Source organism: Variovorax sp. J31P179, assembly GCF_030316985.1.
Taxonomy (GTDB): domain Bacteria; phylum Pseudomonadota; class Gammaproteobacteria; order Burkholderiales; family Burkholderiaceae_C; genus Variovorax; species Variovorax ginsengisoli_B.
Window position 1 is genome coordinate 409,707 of sequence record NZ_JASZYL010000004.1, and the last position, 18,264, is coordinate 427,970.

17 protein-coding genes are annotated in these 18,264 nt (G+C 70.0%); 11 read left to right on the forward strand and 6 right to left on the reverse strand.

Going from position 1 to position 18,264, the window contains the following annotated elements; all coding sequences use genetic code 11:
* Positions 1 to 27: 27 nt before the first annotated feature.
* From QTI17_RS12980 to QTI17_RS12995, 4 genes are all read right to left on the reverse strand, one after another.
* Positions 28 to 1,191, reverse strand: coding sequence for an acyl-CoA dehydrogenase family protein (locus tag QTI17_RS12980; RefSeq protein ID WP_286533578.1), 1,164 nt, complete (start codon positions 1,189 to 1,191; stop codon positions 28 to 30).
* The gene (locus QTI17_RS12985; RefSeq protein ID WP_286533579.1) at positions 1,188 to 1,991 is read right to left on the reverse strand and encodes an enoyl-CoA hydratase-related protein; all 804 of its coding nucleotides are present in this window, start codon (positions 1,989 to 1,991) and stop codon (positions 1,188 to 1,190) included. The genes QTI17_RS12980 and QTI17_RS12985 overlap by 4 nt, the downstream gene beginning before the upstream one ends.
* A gap of 1 nt (position 1,992) precedes the next feature.
* Positions 1,993 to 3,171 carry an acetyl-CoA C-acetyltransferase gene (locus tag QTI17_RS12990; RefSeq protein ID WP_286533580.1) on the reverse strand — a complete coding sequence of 393 codons (1,179 nt, stop codon included), beginning with the start codon at positions 3,169 to 3,171 and terminating at the stop codon, positions 1,993 to 1,995.
* A gap of 125 nt (positions 3,172 to 3,296) precedes the next feature.
* Positions 3,297 to 3,608 (reverse strand): DUF2917 domain-containing protein, encoded by a 312-nt coding sequence (locus QTI17_RS12995; protein WP_286519929.1) that lies wholly within the window; start codon positions 3,606 to 3,608, stop codon positions 3,297 to 3,299.
* An 82-nt stretch (positions 3,609 to 3,690) separates the two neighbouring features.
* Here QTI17_RS12995 and QTI17_RS13000 point away from each other — a divergent pair, with 82 nt between their 5' ends.
* From QTI17_RS13000 to QTI17_RS13015, 4 genes are all read left to right on the forward strand, one after another.
* Positions 3,691 to 4,626 carry a LysR substrate-binding domain-containing protein gene (locus QTI17_RS13000; protein ID WP_286533581.1) on the forward strand — a complete coding sequence of 312 codons (936 nt, stop codon included), beginning with the start codon at positions 3,691 to 3,693 and terminating at the stop codon, positions 4,624 to 4,626.
* 89 nt (positions 4,627 to 4,715) lie between these two features.
* On the forward strand, positions 4,716 to 5,504 hold the full coding sequence (locus tag QTI17_RS13005) for a ProQ/FINO family protein (protein WP_286533582.1): 789 nt from the start codon (positions 4,716 to 4,718) through the stop codon (positions 5,502 to 5,504).
* Between the two features lie 106 nt (positions 5,505 to 5,610).
* On the forward strand, positions 5,611 to 7,083 hold the full coding sequence (locus tag QTI17_RS13010) for a DUF1800 domain-containing protein (RefSeq protein WP_286533583.1): 1,473 nt from the start codon (positions 5,611 to 5,613) through the stop codon (positions 7,081 to 7,083).
* A gap of 16 nt (positions 7,084 to 7,099) precedes the next feature.
* Positions 7,100 to 8,368, forward strand: coding sequence for a DUF1501 domain-containing protein (locus QTI17_RS13015; RefSeq protein ID WP_286533584.1), 1,269 nt, complete (start codon positions 7,100 to 7,102; stop codon positions 8,366 to 8,368).
* 2 nt (positions 8,369 to 8,370) lie between these two features.
* On the opposite strand, the gene QTI17_RS13020 is transcribed toward QTI17_RS13015, so the two are convergent.
* Positions 8,371 to 10,548 (reverse strand): malate synthase G, encoded by a 2,178-nt coding sequence (locus QTI17_RS13020; protein WP_286533585.1) that lies wholly within the window; start codon positions 10,546 to 10,548, stop codon positions 8,371 to 8,373.
* Positions 10,549 to 10,858: 310 nt separating this feature from the next.
* Here QTI17_RS13020 and QTI17_RS13025 point away from each other — a divergent pair, with 310 nt between their 5' ends.
* From QTI17_RS13025 to QTI17_RS13040, 4 genes are read left to right on the forward strand one after another with little or no spacing between them, the layout of a single operon-like run.
* On the forward strand, positions 10,859 to 11,794 hold the full coding sequence (locus tag QTI17_RS13025) for a hydroxymethylglutaryl-CoA lyase (RefSeq protein WP_286533586.1): 936 nt from the start codon (positions 10,859 to 10,861) through the stop codon (positions 11,792 to 11,794).
* The gene (locus QTI17_RS13030; protein WP_286533587.1) at positions 11,787 to 12,980 is read left to right on the forward strand and encodes a CaiB/BaiF CoA transferase family protein; all 1,194 of its coding nucleotides are present in this window, start codon (positions 11,787 to 11,789) and stop codon (positions 12,978 to 12,980) included. Before QTI17_RS13025 ends, QTI17_RS13030 begins: the two co-directional genes overlap by 8 nt.
* 46 nt (positions 12,981 to 13,026) lie before the next feature.
* Positions 13,027 to 13,962 (forward strand): LysR family transcriptional regulator, encoded by a 936-nt coding sequence (locus tag QTI17_RS13035; RefSeq protein ID WP_286533588.1) that lies wholly within the window; start codon positions 13,027 to 13,029, stop codon positions 13,960 to 13,962.
* Positions 13,963 to 13,984: 22 nt separating this feature from the next.
* Complete coding sequence (locus QTI17_RS13040; protein WP_286533589.1) at positions 13,985 to 14,437, forward strand: DUF2214 family protein; 453 nt, start codon at positions 13,985 to 13,987, stop codon at positions 14,435 to 14,437.
* A 113-nt stretch (positions 14,438 to 14,550) separates the two neighbouring features.
* On the opposite strand, the gene QTI17_RS13045 is transcribed toward QTI17_RS13040, so the two are convergent.
* Positions 14,551 to 14,808, reverse strand: a complete 258-nt coding sequence (locus QTI17_RS13045; protein ID WP_286533590.1) for a hypothetical protein — start codon at positions 14,806 to 14,808, stop codon at positions 14,551 to 14,553.
* A gap of 132 nt (positions 14,809 to 14,940) precedes the next feature.
* Between QTI17_RS13045 and argS the strand changes: the two genes are divergently transcribed.
* The 3 genes from argS to QTI17_RS13060 all read left to right on the forward strand — a co-directional run bounded on the left by argS (position 14,941) and on the right by QTI17_RS13060 (position 18,148).
* On the forward strand, positions 14,941 to 16,614 hold the full coding sequence (argS, locus tag QTI17_RS13050; protein WP_286533592.1) for an arginine--tRNA ligase: 1,674 nt from the start codon (positions 14,941 to 14,943) through the stop codon (positions 16,612 to 16,614).
* Positions 16,615 to 16,628: 14 nt separating this feature from the next.
* The gene (locus QTI17_RS13055) at positions 16,629 to 17,330 is read left to right on the forward strand and encodes an SPOR domain-containing protein (RefSeq protein WP_286533593.1); all 702 of its coding nucleotides are present in this window, start codon (positions 16,629 to 16,631) and stop codon (positions 17,328 to 17,330) included.
* Between the two features lie 170 nt (positions 17,331 to 17,500).
* Positions 17,501 to 18,148, forward strand: coding sequence for a thiol:disulfide interchange protein DsbA/DsbL (locus tag QTI17_RS13060; protein ID WP_286533595.1), 648 nt, complete (start codon positions 17,501 to 17,503; stop codon positions 18,146 to 18,148).
* The last annotated feature ends 116 nt before the right edge of the window (positions 18,149 to 18,264 follow it).

Genomic DNA, 18,264 nt, shown 5'->3' on the forward strand with positions numbered 1-18,264 from the left:
AGCCCCTCGCCGGGCGCCAGTGGCGGTTCAGCGGCCCGGCAGGCCCATCGCGCGCGCGATCACTTCCTTCATGATCTCGTTGGTGCCGCCGTAGATGCGCTGCACCCGGGCATCGGCGTAGGCGCGCGTTACCGGGTACTCCCACATGAAGCCGTAGCCGCCGTGCAGCTGCACGCATTCGTCCATCACCTTGCACTGCAGGTCGCTGGTCCAGTACTTGGCCATGCTGGCGGTCGCGGTGTCGAGCTTCTCGGCCATGAGCAGCTCGATGCACTTGTCGACGAAGACCTGCGCCACCTGCACCTCGGTCTGCAGTGCGGCCAGCGTGTAGCGGGTGTTCTGGTAGGCGCCCACCGGCTGGCCGAACACCTTGCGCTCCTTCACGTAGGCCACGGTCTGGTCGATCGCCGCCTGCGACGCCGCCACCGCGCTGATCGCGATCTGCAGCCGTTCCCAGGGCAGCTGCTCCATGAGGCAGACGAAGCCGCGGTTCTCCTGCGCGGCGCCGCCCAGCAGCGCCTCGGCCGGCAGCCGCACGCCGTCGAAGAACAGCTCGGAGGTGTCCTGCGCCTTCAGGCCCAGCTTCTTGAGCCGCTTGCCCTTCTCGAAGCCCGGCATGCCGCGCTCGACCAGGAACAGGCTGGTGCCCTTGGCGCCGCCGGCCGGGTCGGTCTTGGCGACCACGATCACCAGGTCGGCATGCCAGCCGTTGGTGATGAAGGTCTTGCTGCCGTTGAGCAGGTAGCTGCCGTCGGGCTGCTTGAGCGCGGTGCTGCGCACCGCTTGCAGATCGCTGCCGGCGGCCGGCTCGCTCATCGCGATGGCGCCGATCATCTCGCCGCTGGCGAGCCGGGGCAGGTAGTGCGCCTTCTGCGCCTCGGTGCCGTAGCGCAGGATGTAGGGCGCCACGATCTCGCTGTGCAGGCCCCAGCCGATGCCGGTGAAGCCGCGGGCCCAGAGCTCCTCGAACTGGATGACGGAATAGAGCAGGTCGGCGCCCGAGCCGCCGTATTCCTCCGGCAGCGACATGCACAGGAAGCCGTTCTGGCCGGCCTTGTTCCAGACTTCGCGGGCCACGTACCCCTGCTCTTCCCAGGCTTCGTGGAAGGGCGCGATCTCCTTGTCCATGAAGCGTCGGAAGGCGTCGCGGAAGGCCTCGTGGTCGGGACCGAAAAGAGTGCGTTCGATCATGGCGTCGCGCGCGGTGGAAAGACCGGTGCACGCTTCTGCAGGAAGGCCATCACGCCTTCGGCGAAGCTCGGCCGCTCGATCAGCTCGCGCTGGCGCTCGCTCTCGTAGTGCAGCTGCTCGGCCAGCGTGTGGCGCTCCGAGCGCTCGATCGCGTGGCGCGCCTCGTGCACCGCATGGACCGGCAGCTGCGCCAGGCGCTGGGCGATCTTCAGCGCCTCGAGCAGCAGCGGGCCATCGTCGATCGCGGCCCAGATCAGTCCCCACTGCGCCGCCGTTTCGGCATTGAGCTTCTCGTCGAGCAGCGCCATGCCCATCGCCCGCGCCGGGCCGACCCGCCGCGGAACGAACCAGGTGCAGCCGAGGTCCGGCACGATGCCGAGCTTGGGCAGGAAGGGCAGGTAGAAGTAGGCGCTGCGTGCCGCCACCACGATGTCGCAGGCCAGCGCCAGGCCGACGCCGGCGCCGGCGGCCGGGCCGTTGACCGCGCAGACCACCGGCACCGGGAGCTCGCGGAGCTCCTGGATCAGGGGGTTGCTCATGGTCTGCATCCAGTCGGCGGTCTGGTCGCCCAGGGTCTGGCCGTCTTCCGGCGGCCGCATCGCGCTCAGGTCGGCGCCGACGCAGAAGGCCTTGCCGGCACCGGTCAGCAGGACGGCGCGCACCTGGCTGTCGCTGCGCACCCGCGCGAAGCATTCGCGCAGTGCCTGCTGCAGGTCCAGCGCGACCGGATTGAGCTTGGACGGCAGGTTGAGCGTGAGGGTCGCGATGCCTTCGTTGAGCTCGTAGAGAACCGGGCCCATGTCAGAGCCGCTCCACGATCGTGACGTTGGCCATGCCGCCGCCCTCGCACATGGTCTGCAGCCCGTAGCGCTTGCCGCGCTGGCCGAGTGCGTTCACGAGCGTGGTCATCAGCTTGGTGCCCGAGGCGCCGAGCGGATGGCCGAGCGCGATCGCGCCGCCGTTGACGTTGAGCCGGGCCGGGTCGGCGCCCAGCTTCTGCAGCCAGGCCAGCGGAACCGGTGCGAAAGCCTCGTTGACTTCGTAGAGGTCGATGTCGTCGATCTTCATGCCGGCCTTGGCGAGCGCACGCGCGGTGGCGGGGATCGGGGCCTCGAGCATGATCACCGGGTCGTGGCCCATCACGCTCATGTGGTGGATGCGCGCCAGCGGCTTCACGCCCAGTGCCTTCAGGCCGCGCTCGTTGACCACCAGCACGCCGCTGGCGCCGTCGCAGATCTGACTCGCGGTGGCCGCCGTGCAGCGCCCGCCCTCGGCAATGAGCTTGACCCCGGCGATGCCTTCCAGCGTGGCTTCGAAGCGAATCCCCTCGTCGACGGTGTGCATCTCGCCGCTGCCGGAACCATCGGCCAGCCGCACCTCGACCGGAACGATCTCGTCGGCGAACAGCTGCTCGCGCGTGGCAGCGATCGCGCGCTGGTGGCTCTCGAAGGCATAGCGGTCGAGCATGTCCTTGGTCAGGCCGTAGTTCTTCGCGATCATCTCGGCGCCGGTGAACTGGCTGAACTCGACGCCGGGGTAGCGCCGCTGCATCGCCGGGCTCATGTAGGTGCCGAGGCCGGCCTTGGCCGGCAGCGCATTGGGCGTGAACATCGGCACCCGCGTCATGCTCTCGACGCCGGCCGCGATCACCGCGTCCATGCTGCCCGACATCACGGCCTGGGCCGCGAAGTGCAGCGCCTGCTGCGACGAGCCGCACTGGCGGTCGACCGAGGTGCCGGGCACCGATTCGGGCAGCTTCGAGGCCAGTACCGCGTTGCGCGCGACGTTGGTGGCCTGCTCGCCCACCTGGCTCACGCAGCCGAGGATGACGTCCTCCACGGCGGCCGGGTCGATGCCGCTGCGCGCCACCAGCGCGTCGATGACCTGGGCCGCCAGGTCGACCGGGTGCCAGCCCGACAACCTGCCGCCGCGACGGCCGCCCGCGGTGCGCGCGGTGGCCACGATGTATGCCTCTGCCATGGTGTGTCCTTCCTCCGAGAGATGGGGGCCCGGAGCGGACGGCGTCGGGCCGTCGGTTCACGACGGCGACGGAATGCGCCTTTCCTGGCCCGGAGCGTCGATGGTTCAACGCCCGGGGCGCCGGGTCAAGCCGGGGTCATCCCGTGGGCCCACAGTCGCCAAGGCGACCGCTCGGCCGGCGCCGGCCGGGCGGCCACCGACAGCGCGGCGGCGCTGAAGCGCACGCAGGACGGTTCGAGCGCCGCCACCAGTGCGCGGCGGTGCGAGTCGCTGCGGAAGCGCTCGCCGGGTTCCAGCACGATGTCGCGCCGGTCGTGGTCGAGCGTGATCCAGACCGCGCCGCGGGTGCATTCGATGTCGACTTCGTGGGCGTCGGGCAGCGTGAAGACGGCCATCTTCGGCAGGCTGAGGCTCAGGCGTTGGGTGCGGGGGTCCATGAAGAGCTCCTTTGCATTCGCGATGGGAATGAATATAGTGAGCAGGCCCCGCCGTGTCATACGGTGATTCGGAACTCGTTGCATGCTTCCCGAGAATGCGAAAAGCGCCGTATCGTCGGCCGACCTGCCCCCGCTCGAACTGCTGCGCAGCTTCGAGGCCGCGGCCCGCTGCCTGAGCTTCACGCAGGCCGCGGCCGAGCTGTTCCTGACCCAGTCGGCGGTCAGCCGGCAGATCCAGCAGCTCGAGGCAGCGCTCGGCGTGCTGCTGTTCGAGCGCCGCCATCGGGCGCTGGCGCTGACCGAGGCCGGGGCCGTGCTGCAGCGCGCGGTGGTCGAGAGCCTGGAGCGGCTGCGCGATGCCACCGCCCGCGTTCGCAGCGTGCCGCTGCCACGGCATGTGGCGGTCACGACCACGCCGGGATTCGCCTCTTTCTGGCTGATCCCGCGGCTGGCGCGCTTCACGGCCGATCATCCCGAGGTCGACGTAAGGGTGTCGGCCACCCTCGACGTGCTCGACCTCGAGCGCAGCCGGGTCGACGTCGCGGTGCGCTTCGTTCCCATCGCGCGCGGCACCGGGCTGGCGCTGTTCGAGGAAACCGTCCTGCCGCTGTGCGCGCCGGAGATCGCGGCGCGGCTGCACGAACCGGCCGACCTGCTGGGCCAGACCCTGCTCACGATCGACGAGCCCGGCCACGCCAACACGCCCACCGTCGACTGGGAGCCCTGGCTGCAGGTCATGGGCCTGAACGACCTGCGCATGAAGAACACGCTGCGCTTCACGCTCTACACCGACGCGGTCGCCGCGGCGGTAGCGGGCCAGGGCGTGGTGATCGGCCGGCTGCCGCTGGTGGGCGCGCTGGTGCGCAGCGGCCAGCTGGTGTCTCCCTTCGGCGAAGGTGCGGCCTCGCGCCGTGGCTATTTCGTCGACAGCGCGCGTCGTGCGTCGGCCAACCCGGACGCCCAGGATTTCGTGCGCTGGCTGCGGGCCGAGGCCGACGCCGCCCAAGGGCCGCCCTGAGGGCCGCGGGACCTCGGGGTCGCGACACGATTACAGTAGGTGCCATTCCGGGGCTTCCGAGCCCCCTCGCTTCGCTGACCAAGATTCCGATGACCCCGACGACAGAGACCGTTTCCGCACCCGAGGCCGCCGAGGCCCCCGCCGCATCCGCCACACCGGCCGCGCCCGCCGCCCCCAGGGAAGGCCGCCGCGGACGGCGCAAGCCCCGGCCCGAGGGCAGGCCCGACGCCAGGCCCGACGCCACGCCGAAGGCCGGCCCCGAGGCCAAGGGCGGCCAGCGCGCGCCTCGCAAGGCCAACGCGGTGCTGGAGCGCCTGTTCGAGCTCTATCCGAAGATGTTCGGGGCCCGCTTCCGGCCGCTGAAGCTCGGCGTCTACCAGGAGCTGCTGGCCCTGCATCCCGACGTGTTCAAGAAGGAGGACCTCAAGATCGCGCTCGGCCTGCATGCACGCTCGACCCGCTACCTCGATGCGGTGGCCGCCGGCGAGCAGCGCCATGACCTGAACGGCGTGCCGGTCGAGCCCGTGGCCCCCGAGCACGTGCACCACGCCATCCTCGAAGTCTTCAAGCGCCGCCAGGCGCGCACCGCGGAAGACCTGCGGCCGAAGCTGCGCGCCCGCCTGGTCGAGGCCATCGAGGCCTCGGGCCTGTCGCGCGAGGACTACGTGCTGGCCGTGCGCACGCAGGACGAAGTCACCAACGCCGTGCTCGACGAGGCCTTCGTTGAAGTCGGTGCCCGCACCGCCAAGCGCGAGGCCTTGCTGCGTGCCTTCGAGGCCAGCGGCCGCACGGTGGCGGAGTTCGCGGAGATGTACGGCATGGACCCGGCCGAGGTGGGGCGGACCCTGGCGCGCGCCCGGCCGGCGCCTGGCGGCTGACGACGCCGGTCCGTCAGCCGAGCTTGACGGGCAAGGTCGGCCGAGTCCGCCGACGCGGCGTTGTGGAGGTGTCGCCCTTCAGCCACCCCCGTTGCAGGAGTTGTCCATGAAAGCTCGCGTCATCGCCTGGGCCCTGGCTTGCGCGGCCTTCGCCGCCTTGCCCGCGCAAGCGCAGCGCGCCTCGGAGGCCGACGCGCTCCATGTGCTGAATCGCCTCGGCTACGGCCCCGCGCCCGGCGACCTGGCGCATGTGCGGCAGGTCGGCATCGATCGCTACATCGACGAGCAGCTGCACCCCGAGCGCCTGCCGCTGCCGGCCGATCTCGCGCAGCAGCTCGCCGCCCTGCCGACGGCCGCGGCGTCGCAGCGGGAGCTGATCACGCGGTACCGCGAGGCGGCGCAGGCGGTCAAGTACGGCGGCGACGAGGCCCGGGCGGCACGCCGCGAGGCCCTCCGGCAGCTCGACATCGAATCGGGCCAGGCGCGTCTCTGGCGGGCCGCGCGCAGTCCGCGCCAGCTCGAGGAGCGGATGGTGGACTTCTGGTTCAACCACTTCAACGTCTTCGTCGGCAAGGGCCTGGACCGGGTGCTGGTCGGCAACTACGAGCGCGAGGCGATCCGGCCCTACGCGATGGGCCGCTTCCGCGACCTGCTGGGGGCCACGGCCCATCACCCGGCGATGCTGTTCTACCTGGACAACTGGCAGTCCGTGGCCGCGGGCTCGCAGCCGCCAGGCGGCGCCGGCCCGGCCGCCAGGGCCAGCGGCCTGAACGAGAACTACGCCCGCGAGCTGATGGAGCTGCACACGCTGGGCGTCGATGGCGGCTACACCCAGCAGGACGTGACCGAGCTGGCCCGCGTGCTGACCGGATGGACCTTCGCGCCGCGCCTGACCACCGGTGCCTCGGTCTTCGCGTTCGACGCGCGGCGGCACGACCGCGGCGACAAGCTCTGGCTCGGGCAGCGGATCGGCGACCAGGGGCAGGCCGAGGGCGAGCGGGCGCTGGACCTGCTGGCGATGCATCCGGCCACCGCGCGCCACGTCAGCTACCAGCTGGCGCAGTACTTCGTCGCCGACCAGCCGCCCGCAGCGCTGGTCGACCGCCTCGCCCGGCGCTACCTGGCGAGCGGCGGCGACATCCAGGCGCTGCTCGAGACCCTGTTCGCCAGCCCCGAGTTCCGCAGTCCCAAGGTGCAGGGACAGAAGTTCAAGACGCCCTACGACTACGTGGTCTCGACTGTCCGCGCCACCGACTGGCCTTCGACCGACGTCCGGCCCCTGCTCGGCACGCTGCGCCAACTCGGCATGCCGCTCTACGGCTGCCAGACGCCGGACGGCTACAAGAACACCCAGGACGCCTGGCTCAACCCGGACGCGATCACGCGCCGCATCGCCTTTGCGACCGCCCTGGCATCGGGCCGGCTGCCGGCCGCGCCCACGCAGCCGGTCGATGCCCAGGCGCTGCTGGCGACGCTGGGCGGCGGCATCTCGCCCAAGACCCGTGCCGCCCTGGCCGAGGCCGCGCCCGAGCTGCAGGCGCCGATGGCGCTCGGCAGCCCGGATTTCATGCACCGCTGACTTGCCGGGAGCCGCCATGCTGCGTCGCGATCTGCTGAAACTCGCCGTCCAGGGCGGCGCCGTCCTGCTCCCGATCGGCCCCTCTGCGTGGGCCGCGGTGGGCGAGAGCCTTACCGCCGCGCCGCCGCGGCTGGTGGTGATCTTCCTGCGCGGGGCCGTCGATGGCCTGAGCGTCGTCGTGCCCCATGCCGACGACGCCTATTACGCCGCCCGCCCGTCCATCGCCCTGGCGCGTCCGGGCGACGATGGCGGGGTGCTCGACCTCGACGGCCGCTTCGGCCTGCATCCCGCGCTGGCGCCCCTGATGCCGCTGTGGCGGGCCGGCCAGCTCGGCTTCGTGCAGGCCTGCGGCTCACCCGATGCGACGCGCTCGCATTTCGATGCCCAGGACTACATGGAATCCGGCACGCCGGGGCGCAAGTCGACCGCCGACGGCTGGCTCAACCGGCTGCTCGGCGCGCTGCCGCCCGACCCGGCGGGCGGCGCGAGCGCCACCCGGGCCGTCAGCATGGGCCCGGTGCTGCCGCGCATCTACGCGGGCCGCAACAGCGTCGCCAATGTCCCGCTGGGGGCCGCCGCCGGCAAGCCGACGCTGCTCGACCGGCCGCAGGTCGCCGAAGCCTTCGGCCGGCTCTACGGCGGCGACGATGCCTTGTCGCGGGCCTTCCAGGCGTCGCGCCAATCGCACCAGGAGGTGATGCGCTCGATGAACGGCGACAGCCTGGAGCGCGAGATGCAGGCCGCCAGCAACGGCGCTCCGTTGCCGAATGGCTTCCCCGACAACGCGGCCCGGCTCGCGACCCTGATGCGCAACGACCCGCGGGTGCAGCTGGCCTTCATGGACCTGGGCGGCTGGGACACACACGCCAACCAGGGCGCAGCCAGCGGCCAGCTCGCCAACCGGCTCGGGCCGCTGGGGCAGGGCCTGTCGGCCCTTGCGACGCGGCTGGGCCCGGTGTGGAACGACACGGTGGTGGTGGTGATGTCCGAGTTCGGCCGGACGGTGCGCCAGAACGGCAACGGCGGCACCGACCACGGCCATGGCAACGTGATGTGGCTGCTCGGCGGGCGGGTGGCCGGCGGCCGCGTGCACGGACGCTGGCCGGGCCTGGACGATGGCGCGCTGCACGAGGGCCGCGACCTGGCGGTGACCACCGATTTCCGCCAGGTGCTGGCGGAAATCGGCGAGCGGCACCTGCGCCTGCAGGACGCGCGGATGGCCGAGCTGTTTCCGGGTTTCGCCTTCAGGGCGCCGGGTGCGGCGCAGGGCCTGATGCGCGCCTGAACTCAGGCCGTGCCGGCCTTCACCTTGAGGCGCCAGGCGTGCAGCAGCGGCTCGGTGTAGCCGCTCGGCTGCTCGATGCCCTTGAACACCAGGTCCTGCGCCGCCTTGTACGCCGCCGAGGTCGAGAAGTGGCCGGCCATGTTCTTGTAGAGCGGGTCGCCGGCGTTCTGCTGGTCGACCACCGCGGCCATGCGCTCGAAGGTGGCGTTGACCTGCTCCTTCGTGACCACGCCGTGCAGCAGCCAGTTGGCGATGTGCTGGCTGGAGATGCGCAGGGTGGCGCGGTCTTCCATCAGGCCGATGTCGTGGATGTCCGGCACCTTGGAGCAACCCACGCCCTGGTCGATCCAGCGCACCACGTAGCCCAGGATGCCCTGCACGTTGTTGTCGAGCTCCTGCTGGCGCTCGGCGGCGGTCCAGTTCACCGATGGCACCACCGGCACCTTCAGCAGGTCGTTCAGGATGTTGTCGCGCTCGGCATTGGCGTCGATCTTCTCGAGTTCCTTCTGCACCTCGGCCACGCTGACCTGGTGGTAGTGCAGCGCATGCAGCGTGGCGGCGGTGGGCGAGGGCACCCAGGCGGTGTTGGCGCCGGCCTTGGGGTGGGCGATCTTCTGCTCGAGCATCGCGTGCATCAGGTCGGGCATGGCCCACATGCCCTTGCCGATCTGGGCCTTGCCGCGCAGGCCGCACGAGAGGCCCACCAGCACATTGTTCTTCTCGTAGGCCTGGATCCAGGGCGTGGACTTCATGTCGCCCTTGCGCAGCATCGGGCCGGCCTGCATGGCGGTGTGCATCTCGTCGCCGGTGCGGTCGAGGAAGCCGGTGTTGATGAAGGCCACGCGCGCGGCCGCTTCGGCGATGCAGGCCTTGAGGTTGATGCTGGTGCGGCGTTCCTCGTCCATGATGCCGAGCTTGACCGTGTTGGCCGGCAGGCCGAGCAGTTGCTCGACCGCGCCGAACAGCGCGCTCGCGAAGGCCACTTCGGCCGGGCCGTGCATCTTCGGCTTCACGATGTAGACGCTGCCGGTGCGCGAGTTGCCCTTGCGCTTCAGGTCGATGGTGGCGATGGTCGTGGTGATGACCGCGTCCATGATGCCTTCGGGGATCTCCTTGCCGCCGGCGTACAGGATGGCCGGATTGGTCATCAGGTGGCCGACGTTGCGCACGAACATCAGCGAGCGGCCGTGCAGCTTCACCGGCTGGCCGTCGGCGCCGGTGTATTCGCGGTCCGGGTTCAGGCCGCGGGTGAAGGTCTTGCCGCCCTTCGCGACTTCCTCGGTCAGGTCGCCCTTGAGGATGCCGAGCCAGTTCGAGTAGGCCAGCACCTTGTCGGCCGCATCGACCACCGCCACCGAGTCTTCCAGGTCGAGGATGGTCGACAGCGCGGCTTCGAGCACCACGTCGCTGACGCCGGCCGCGTCGCTCTTGCCGATCGCGGTCGAGCGGTCGATCTGGATGTCGAGGTGGATGCCGTTGTGCTTGAGCAGCACCGACTGCGGCGCCGCCGCCTCGCCGGTGTAGCCGATGAACTGCGACGGGTCCTTGAGGCCGGTGCTGCTGCTCTGCAGCGCGATCACCAGCTTGCCGTGCTCGACCTTGTAGCCGGTCGCCATCTTGTGCGAGCCGTTGTCCAGCGGCGCGGCCTGGTCGAGCACGTGGCGCGCGAACTCGATCACCTTGGCGCCGCGTGCCGGGTTGTAGCCCTTGCCCTTCTCGGCGCCGCCGGTCTCGGGAATCGCGTCGGTGCCGTAGAGCGCGTCGTACAGCGAGCCCCAGCGCGCGTTGGCCGCGTTCAGCGCATAGCGCGCATTGAGGATCGGCACCACCAGCTGCGGGCCGGCCTGGAGGGCCAGCTCGGCGTCGACGTTGGCGGTGGTGGTCTGCACGTCCTTGGGCTGCGGCAGCAGGTAGCCGATCGATTCGAGGAAGGCGCGGTAGGCCGGCATGTCGGCGATCGGGCCCGGGTGCGCCTTGTGCCAGGCATCCATCTCGGACTGCAGCCGGTCGCGTTCGGCCAGCAGGGCCAGGTTCTTGGGCGCGAACTCGCTCACGATGGCGTCGAAGCCCTTCCAGAAGACCTCGCTGGCGACGCCGGTCGCGGGCAGCACCTGCTGCTCGATGAACTGGTGCAGTTCGGTGGCGACCTGGAGGCCGTGGACGGTGGTGCGGGCGGTCATGGTTCTGTACTCCTTGAATAGATGCTTGCCAGCACTTTATTCGATACAAGTCTGGCGAGTAATAGCCGAAAACGGGTTTTATCCGTGACCAAAACGAAGGTAATCAACGACGAGGTCCGTGCACCGCAAGCGTACGCGCACCGCCGCGGGAAATCCGCGCTGCAAGCTTCAGACCTGACAGCCGAGCGGCATACAGTGCATGCGGGCGCGGCTTGACAGGAGGCGGAAATGCCGGCTTAATTCTGTTGTATAGAATATTGTTCTATTGGATAGAATTATCAATCCACCACCCCGAAGGAGATGCCCCCCGATGCCCGCCCCCGACGTGCTCATCAGCGAGGTTGGCCCTCGCGACGGCCTGCAATCGGTCAAGGCCACCATGCCGACCGAACACAAGCTGCGCTGGATCGACGCCCTCCACGCCGCCGGCCTGCGCGAGATCGAGGTGGCCTCTTTCGTGCCGGCCCGCCTGCTGCCGCAGATGGCCGACGCCGCCGAGGTGGTCAGGCATGCGATCACCCTGCCCGGCCTCACCGTGATGGCGCTGGTGCCCAATCGCCGCGGCGCCGAAGCCGCGCTCGCTGCCGGCGTCCACAAGCTCACCATGCCGGTGTCCGCCAGCGCTGCCCATTCGCTCGCCAACGTGCGCAAGACGCGCGAAGAGATGGTCGAGGAAGTCCGGGCCATCGCGGCGCTCCGGCGCGAGATGGCGCCGCAGGTCCGGCTCGAGGCCGGCATCTCGACCGCCTTCGGCTGCACCTTGCAGGGCGAGGTGCCCGAGGACGAGGTGATCCGGCTTGCGGTGCAATGCGTCGCCGCGGGCGCCGACGAATCGGGCCTGTCGGACACCGTCGGCTATGCCAATCCGGCGCAGGTGCGCCGCCTGTTCAGGCGCTTGCGCGCGGAACTCGGCGACCGGGCGGGCGCGGCCCACATGCACAACACGCGCGGACTCGGCCTGGCCAACTGCCTGGCCGCCTATGAAGAGGGCGTACGTACCTTCGATGCATCGCTCGGTGGCCTGGGCGGCTGTCCCTATGCGCCGGGAGCGTCGGGCAACGTGGTCACCGAAGACCTGGTCTTCATGTTCGAGGCCATGGGCGTCCGCACCGGCGTCGATCTCGCCAGACTCATCGCGGCCCGCGCGCCGCTCGCAGCCGGCCTGCCGGGCGAACCGGTCTACGGCATGACGCCCGAGGCCGGCCTGCCAAAGGGCTTCACGCAAGGAAAGCAGTCCCATGTCTGAGTCCAAGCCCCCCCTGCCGTATGCCGGCATCCGCGTCGTGGAGTTCACCCACATGGTGATGGGCCCCACCTGCGGCCTCTTGCTGGGCGACCTCGGGGCCGAGGTCATCAAGGTCGAGCCGATCGACGGCGACAACACCCGCCGCCTGCTCGGCTCGGGCGCGGGCTTCTTCCCGACCTTCAACCGCAACAAGAAGAGCATCGCGCTCGACCTCAAGAAACCCGAGGGCGTGGAGGCCGCGCTGCGCCTGATCGCCACCGCCGACATCGTGAGCGAGAACTTCAAGCCCGGCACGATGAAGAAGCTCGGCCTCGACTACGACAGCTTGAAGAAGCTGAACCCGAGGCTGATCTACGTCAGCCACAAGGGCTTCCTGCCCGGCCCCTACGACCACCGCACGGCGCTCGACGAAGTGGTGCAGATGATGGGTGGCCTGGCCTACATGACCGGCCGCGCCGGCGACCCGCTGCGCGCCGGCACCAGCGTCAACGACATCATGGGCGGCATGTTCGGCGCCATCGGCGCGATGGCCGCGCTGCGCCAGCGCGACCAGACCGGCCAAGGCTGCGAGGTGCAGTCGGCGCTGTTCGAGAACAACGTCTTCCTGGTTGCGCAGCACATGATGCAGTTCGCCGCCACCGGCCGCGCCGCCGACCCGATGCCCAGCCGCATCTCGGCCTGGGGCGTGTACGACGTCTTCACCGTCAAGGACGGCGAACAGATCTTCCTGGCGGCGGTCAGCGACAAGCAGTGGGGCATCTTCTGCAAGGCCTTCGGGCTCGAGGAACTGCTGGCGGATCCGCGCCTGGCGACCAACAACGACCGCGTGCTGGCGCGCGACTGGATGATGCCGATGCTGCGTTCGCACCTGGCCGGCCGCAGCGCGGCCGAGCTCAGCGCCGTGTTCGAGCAGAACGAACTGCCCTTCGCGCCCATCACCCGGCCGCAGGCGCTGTTCGACGATCCGCACCTCAATGCCACCGGCGGCCTGGCGCCGATCCGCATGAACGACGGCAGCCTGTCGAAGGTGCCGCTGATGCCGTTCACGCTCGGCGGCGAACGCCCGGGCGTACGGCTGCAGCCGCCGCTGCTCGGGGAGCACACGGACGCGCTGCTCGGCGAAGTCGGCTACAGCGAGGCGCAGATCGCGCAGCTCAAGGCGAAGGGCGCGATCGCCGGCGAATGAAGGCCATGCCCCGCGGGACCGCGCCCGCTCGTGATAATCGCCGGCGATGGACCGCCTGAAGCAACTCGAATCCTTCGTCGCGATCGCCGCCCGCGGCAGCCTCACGGCGGCGGCCAAGGCCGAGGGCGTGGCGCCGGCGATCGTCGGCCGGCGCATCGACGCGCTCGAGGAGCGGCTGGGCGTCAAGCTGCTGGTGCGCACCACGCGCCGGATCGCGCTCACCCACGAAGGCAGCGCCTTCCTGGAAGACTGCCAGCGGCTGCTGGTCGAACTGGCGAACGCCGAGGCCAGCGTCAGCGCCGGCGGCGTCAAGGCCAGCGGCCACCTGCGCGTCACCGCGCCGGCCGGTTTCGGCCGCCGCCACGTGGCACCGCTGGTGCCGCGCTTCCACGAACTGCACCCCGAGGTCACGATCTCGCTGAACCTCAGCGACCGGCTGGTCGACATGGCGGGCGAGAGCTTCGATTGCGCAGTGCGGGTCGGCGACCTGCCCGACTCGTCGCTGGTCAGCCTGCGGCTGGCCGACAACCGTCGGCGCTGCGTTGCTACGCCCGATTTCGTGCGCCGCCACGGGGCCCCGCGCCATCCGGGGGAGCTGGCGCGCTTCGCCTGCCTGAGCCTGTCGAGCGACGCCTCGCAAACCCGCGGCTGGGCCTTCCGGGTGCCGGCGGCCGGCGGCGAGCATGAAGTGATCTACCTGAAGCCGACCGGTCCGCTCGACTGCTCCGACGGCCAGGTGCTGCACGACTGGTGCCTGGCCGGCCACGGCATCGCCTGGCGCAGCACCTGGGAGGTCGAGGCCGAGATCGATGCCGGCCTGCTGGTGCCACTGCTCGACGAGTTCGCCGCGCCGCCCAACGGCATCTACGCCGTGTTCCCGCAGCGCAAGCACCTGCCGCTGCGGGTGCGGCTGTGGCTGGATTTCCTGAAGGCCCAGTACGCCCGGCCGGAGTTCTGGGGCGGCACAATCGCGGCGCCGTAGAACCACAAGAAGGAAACCCCCGATGACCCTCGAAGCCATCCTTGCCTATCTGCACCTGCTGGCCATCCTGACCATGGTGGTCTTCATCGCCAGCGAGGCCGCGCTGTGCCGCGTCGAGTGGCTCAACGCCGCGGTGGTCGAGCGCCTGGCCAAGGTCGACAGGGTCTACGGCACCGCCGCGGTGGCGGTGATCGCCACCGGCGTGGCGCGCACCTGGTGGGGCATGAAGGGCACGGCCTGGTACTGGACCAATCCGCTGCTGCACCTGAAGCTCACGCTGTTCGTCATCGTCGGCGTGATCTCGATCTTTCCGGCGATTCGCTACCTGCGCTGGCGCCAGGCGCTGCGCACCACCGGCGCACTGCCGGCCGAGGCCGAGATCCGCAAGACCCGCAAGCTGGTGATGATCCAGGCGCACATCATCGCGGTCATCCCGCTGGCGGCGGTGTTCCTGGCGCGCGGCTTCGGCAAGTAGCGCTGCGCATCAGGCCAGGGATACCGCGGAACCGGCTTTGCCGGGCCGCTGGTGTTGCCCCCGGTAGGGGGTGGGCGCCCTGACACGAAGTGCAGGGCAACCTGGGGGCGAGCTCAAGCTCCCGCTTCGCACTTCTTCATGAAGCTGGTCTTGGCGGCGCCGGCCAGCGGCTTGCCGTTCTTGTCGATCGCCTTGGCGGCGCAAGCCGGTGCGGCGGCGGCCGCGGTGTCCTTCTCGCACTTCTTGACGAAGCTGGTCTTGGCCGCGCCGCTCAGCTTCTTGTCCGCCGCCTGGGTGTCGCAGGGGGAAGCGTGCGCGATGCCGAACGACAGGGTGGCGCCCAGAGCCAGCAGGGAAAGGAGCTTTTTCATGATGTAGGAGTCCTTGGAAAGTCGGTTGACACGGTGTTCCCCCGCCCCGGGGCTGTTCATCCTAACGGCCGACGTTCACTGTTGGATGACGTTCGTTACGGGTACGCCTTTTGGCCCCGGTAAAATCCCGCGATGCTATTGGTCAAACAGGAGCTGCTCGCGGCGCTCGCGAACACGCTCGAATCCCTCTCGCCCGGCGCCGGCAGCAAAGCCGCGTTCGAGTCGCCCAAGGTGGCGGCCCATGGCGATTTCGCCAGCACCGCCGCCATGCAGTTGGCGAAGCCGCTGCAGCGCAAGCCGCGCGAGCTGGCCGAACAGCTGGCGGCCGCGCTGCAGGCCACGCCCGCCTTCGCCCAATGGGTCGAGGCGGTCGAGATCGCCGGCCCCGGCTTCCTCAACATCCGCCTCAAGACCGCGGCCCGCCAGCAGGTGGTGCGCGAGATCCTCCAGGCCGGCGCCGCCTTCGGCAGCCAGCCCGCGCGCGACGAGCGGGTGCTGGTCGAGTTCGTCTCGGCCAACCCGACCGGCCCGCTGCACGTCGGCCACGGCCGCCAGGCGGCGCTGGGCGACGCCATCTGCAACCTGCTCGCCACGCAGGGCGACAAGGTCTGGCGCGAGTTCTACTACAACGACGCCGGCGTGCAGATCCAGACCCTGGCCACCAGCACGCAGCTGCGCGCCAAGGGCTTCAAGCCGGGCGACCCCGAGTGGCCCGAGCAGGCCTACAACGGCGAGTACATCGCCGACATCGCGGCCGACTTCAAGGCCAGAAAGACCGTGCGCTCGGACGACCGCGAATACACCGCCAGCGGCGACGTCGAGGACATCGACTCGATCCGCCAGTTCGCGGTGGCCTACCTGCGCCACGAGCAGGACCTCGACCTGAAGGCCTTCCAGGTCCGGTTCGACAACTACTACCTGGAGTCCAGCCTCTACACCAGCGGCCGGGTCGCCGCCACGGTGCAGAAGCTGGTCGATGCCGGCAAGACCTACGAGCAGGACGGCGCGCTGTGGCTCAAGTCGACCGACTACGGCGACGACAAGGACCGGGTCATGCGCAAGGGCGATGGCAGCTACACCTATTTCGTGCCCGACGTCGCCTACCACATCGCCAAGTGGGAGCGCGGCTTCCACAAGGTGGTCAACATCCAGGGCACCGACCACCATGGCACGATCGCGCGGGTGCGTGCCGGCCTGCAGGCGGCCGGGGTCGGCATCCCGGCCGGCTATCCCGACTACGTGCTGCACACCATGGTGCGCGTGGTGCGCGGCGGCGAAGAGGTCAAGATCAGCAAGCGCGCCGGCAGCTACGTCACTTTGCGCGACCTGATCGAATGGACCAGCACCGATGCGGTGCGCTTCTTCCTGCTGAGCCGCAAGCCCGACACCGAATACACCTTCGACATCGACCTGGCGCTGGCGCAGAACAACGACAACCCGGTGTACTACGTCCAGTACGCCCACGCGCGCATCTGCTCGGTGCTGGCGGCCTGGGGCGGTGACCCGGCGAGCCTCGAAGGCGCCGACCTGTCGCCGCTCGAAAGCCCGGCGTCGCAGGCGCTGCTGCTGCAACTGGCCAAGTACCCCGCGATGCTGACCGCCGCGGCCAAGGATTTCGCGCCCCACGACGTCACTTTCTACCTGCGCGAACTGGCCGCCAGCTACCACAGCTACTACGACGCCGAGCGCATCCTGGTCGACGACGAGCCGGTCAAGCGGGCTCGGCTGGCGCTGGTCGCCGCGACCGCGCGGGTGCTGCACAATGGCCTCGCTGTTCTGGGCGTCAGTGCGCCGCAGAAGATGTGATTCCTCTCTCCACCATGAAACAAAGACAAAGCGGCAACATCGTCATCGGGTTGATCATCGGCCTGGTGCTCGGCCTGGGCATCGCGCTCGGCATCGCGGTCTACGTGACCAAGGTGCCGATCCCGTTCATGACCAAGACCCAGCGCGGTGGCGCCGAACAGGACGAAGCCGAGGCGCGCAAGAACCGCGACTGGGACCCCAATGCGCCCCTGGCGGGCAAGGCCGGCGCGCCGGGCCGTGGTCCGGCGACCGCGGCCCCGGTTCCGGCCACCGCTCCTGCAACGGCCGCGGCGCCGCCCACGGCCCCGGTGCCGGTGGTGGTGGCCCCCGGCAGCACCGCCACGCCGCGGCCGCCGCGGACCGCGCCGGCGCCGGCGGAAGCCAATGCGCTGCCGCCCTCGAACGACCCGATCGGCGATCTCGCCAAGGCGCGCAGCGGCTCGGGCAGCGGCGCGGCGGCGGCCGGCACCGGGACCGATCCCTTCATGTACTTCGTCCAGGCGGGTGCTTTCCGAACCCAGGAAGATGCCGACGCCCAGCGCGCCAAGCTCTCGCTGATGGGCGTCGAGGCGCGCGTGACCGAGCGCGAGCAGGCGGGCCGCACGGTCTACCGGGTGCGCGCGGGTCCGTTCAACAAGAAGGACGACGCCGACCAGCTCAAGGAGCGCCTGGACAGCGGAGGCCTCGAATCCGCCCTCGTCCGCGTCCAGCGCTAGAAAATGGCCCCCACGCTCCCCCACTTCGTGTGGGTCGCTGCCCCCCCGAAGGGGGCCGCAGGCCGCCTTGGGGCGGCCCGGCGCCGGCCTCTTCACCGATCTTTACTTCGTGCGCCCGGGGAACTCCACCCCGGTTCGCGGGCTCTTTCTGCCGACAGGAGAATTTCCAAATGCAACGTCGTGACTTTTCTTTGGCCGCTGCCTCGCTGGCCCTTCTTCCGCTGGCCAGCCCTTCGCATGCGCAGGGCCGTGCCTTCAAGGCCGGCACCGACTACATCGTGCTCGGCAAGCCGGCACCGGTCGATGCGCCGGCCGGCAAGGTCGAAGTGATCGAGTTCTTCTCGTTCAACTGCCCGCACTGCGCGGCCTTCGAGCCGAAGGTCGAGCCCTGGATCAAGCAGCTGCCGCCGCATGTCGCGTTCCGGCGGGTGCCGGTGCCCTTCGTCGGCAACGACACCGACGCCAAGGCGCGCTTCTACTATGCGCTGGAGGCCATGGGCAAGGCCGACGAATTCGTGCCCAAGGTCTTCCAGGCGATCCACCAGCAGCGCCTGAACCTGACCGGCGACGCCGCGATCCAGGCCTGGGTCGACAAGCAGCCGGGCCTCGATGCGAAGAAGTTCGCCGAGCTTTTCAAGTCCTTCTCGGTGGTCGGCAAGGCCAAGCGCGCCGCCCAGCTGACGACCGACTACCAGGTCGCCGGCGTGCCCGCCCTGGGCGTGGCCGGCCGCTGGTATGTCGACGGCGACACCGCCGGCTCGCTCGACCGCGCCTTGCAGACGGTCGATTTCCTGGTCACGGAAGCCCGCAAGGGCTGAGCGAAGGGCGGCGCCGCCGCCACATTTCCGTTCACGAAGCCCGCATCCGCGGGCTTTTTCGTCAAGGCCGCGCGAGGCGGCGTCCCGCGGACGCTTACAATCGCAGAGCAAGTTTC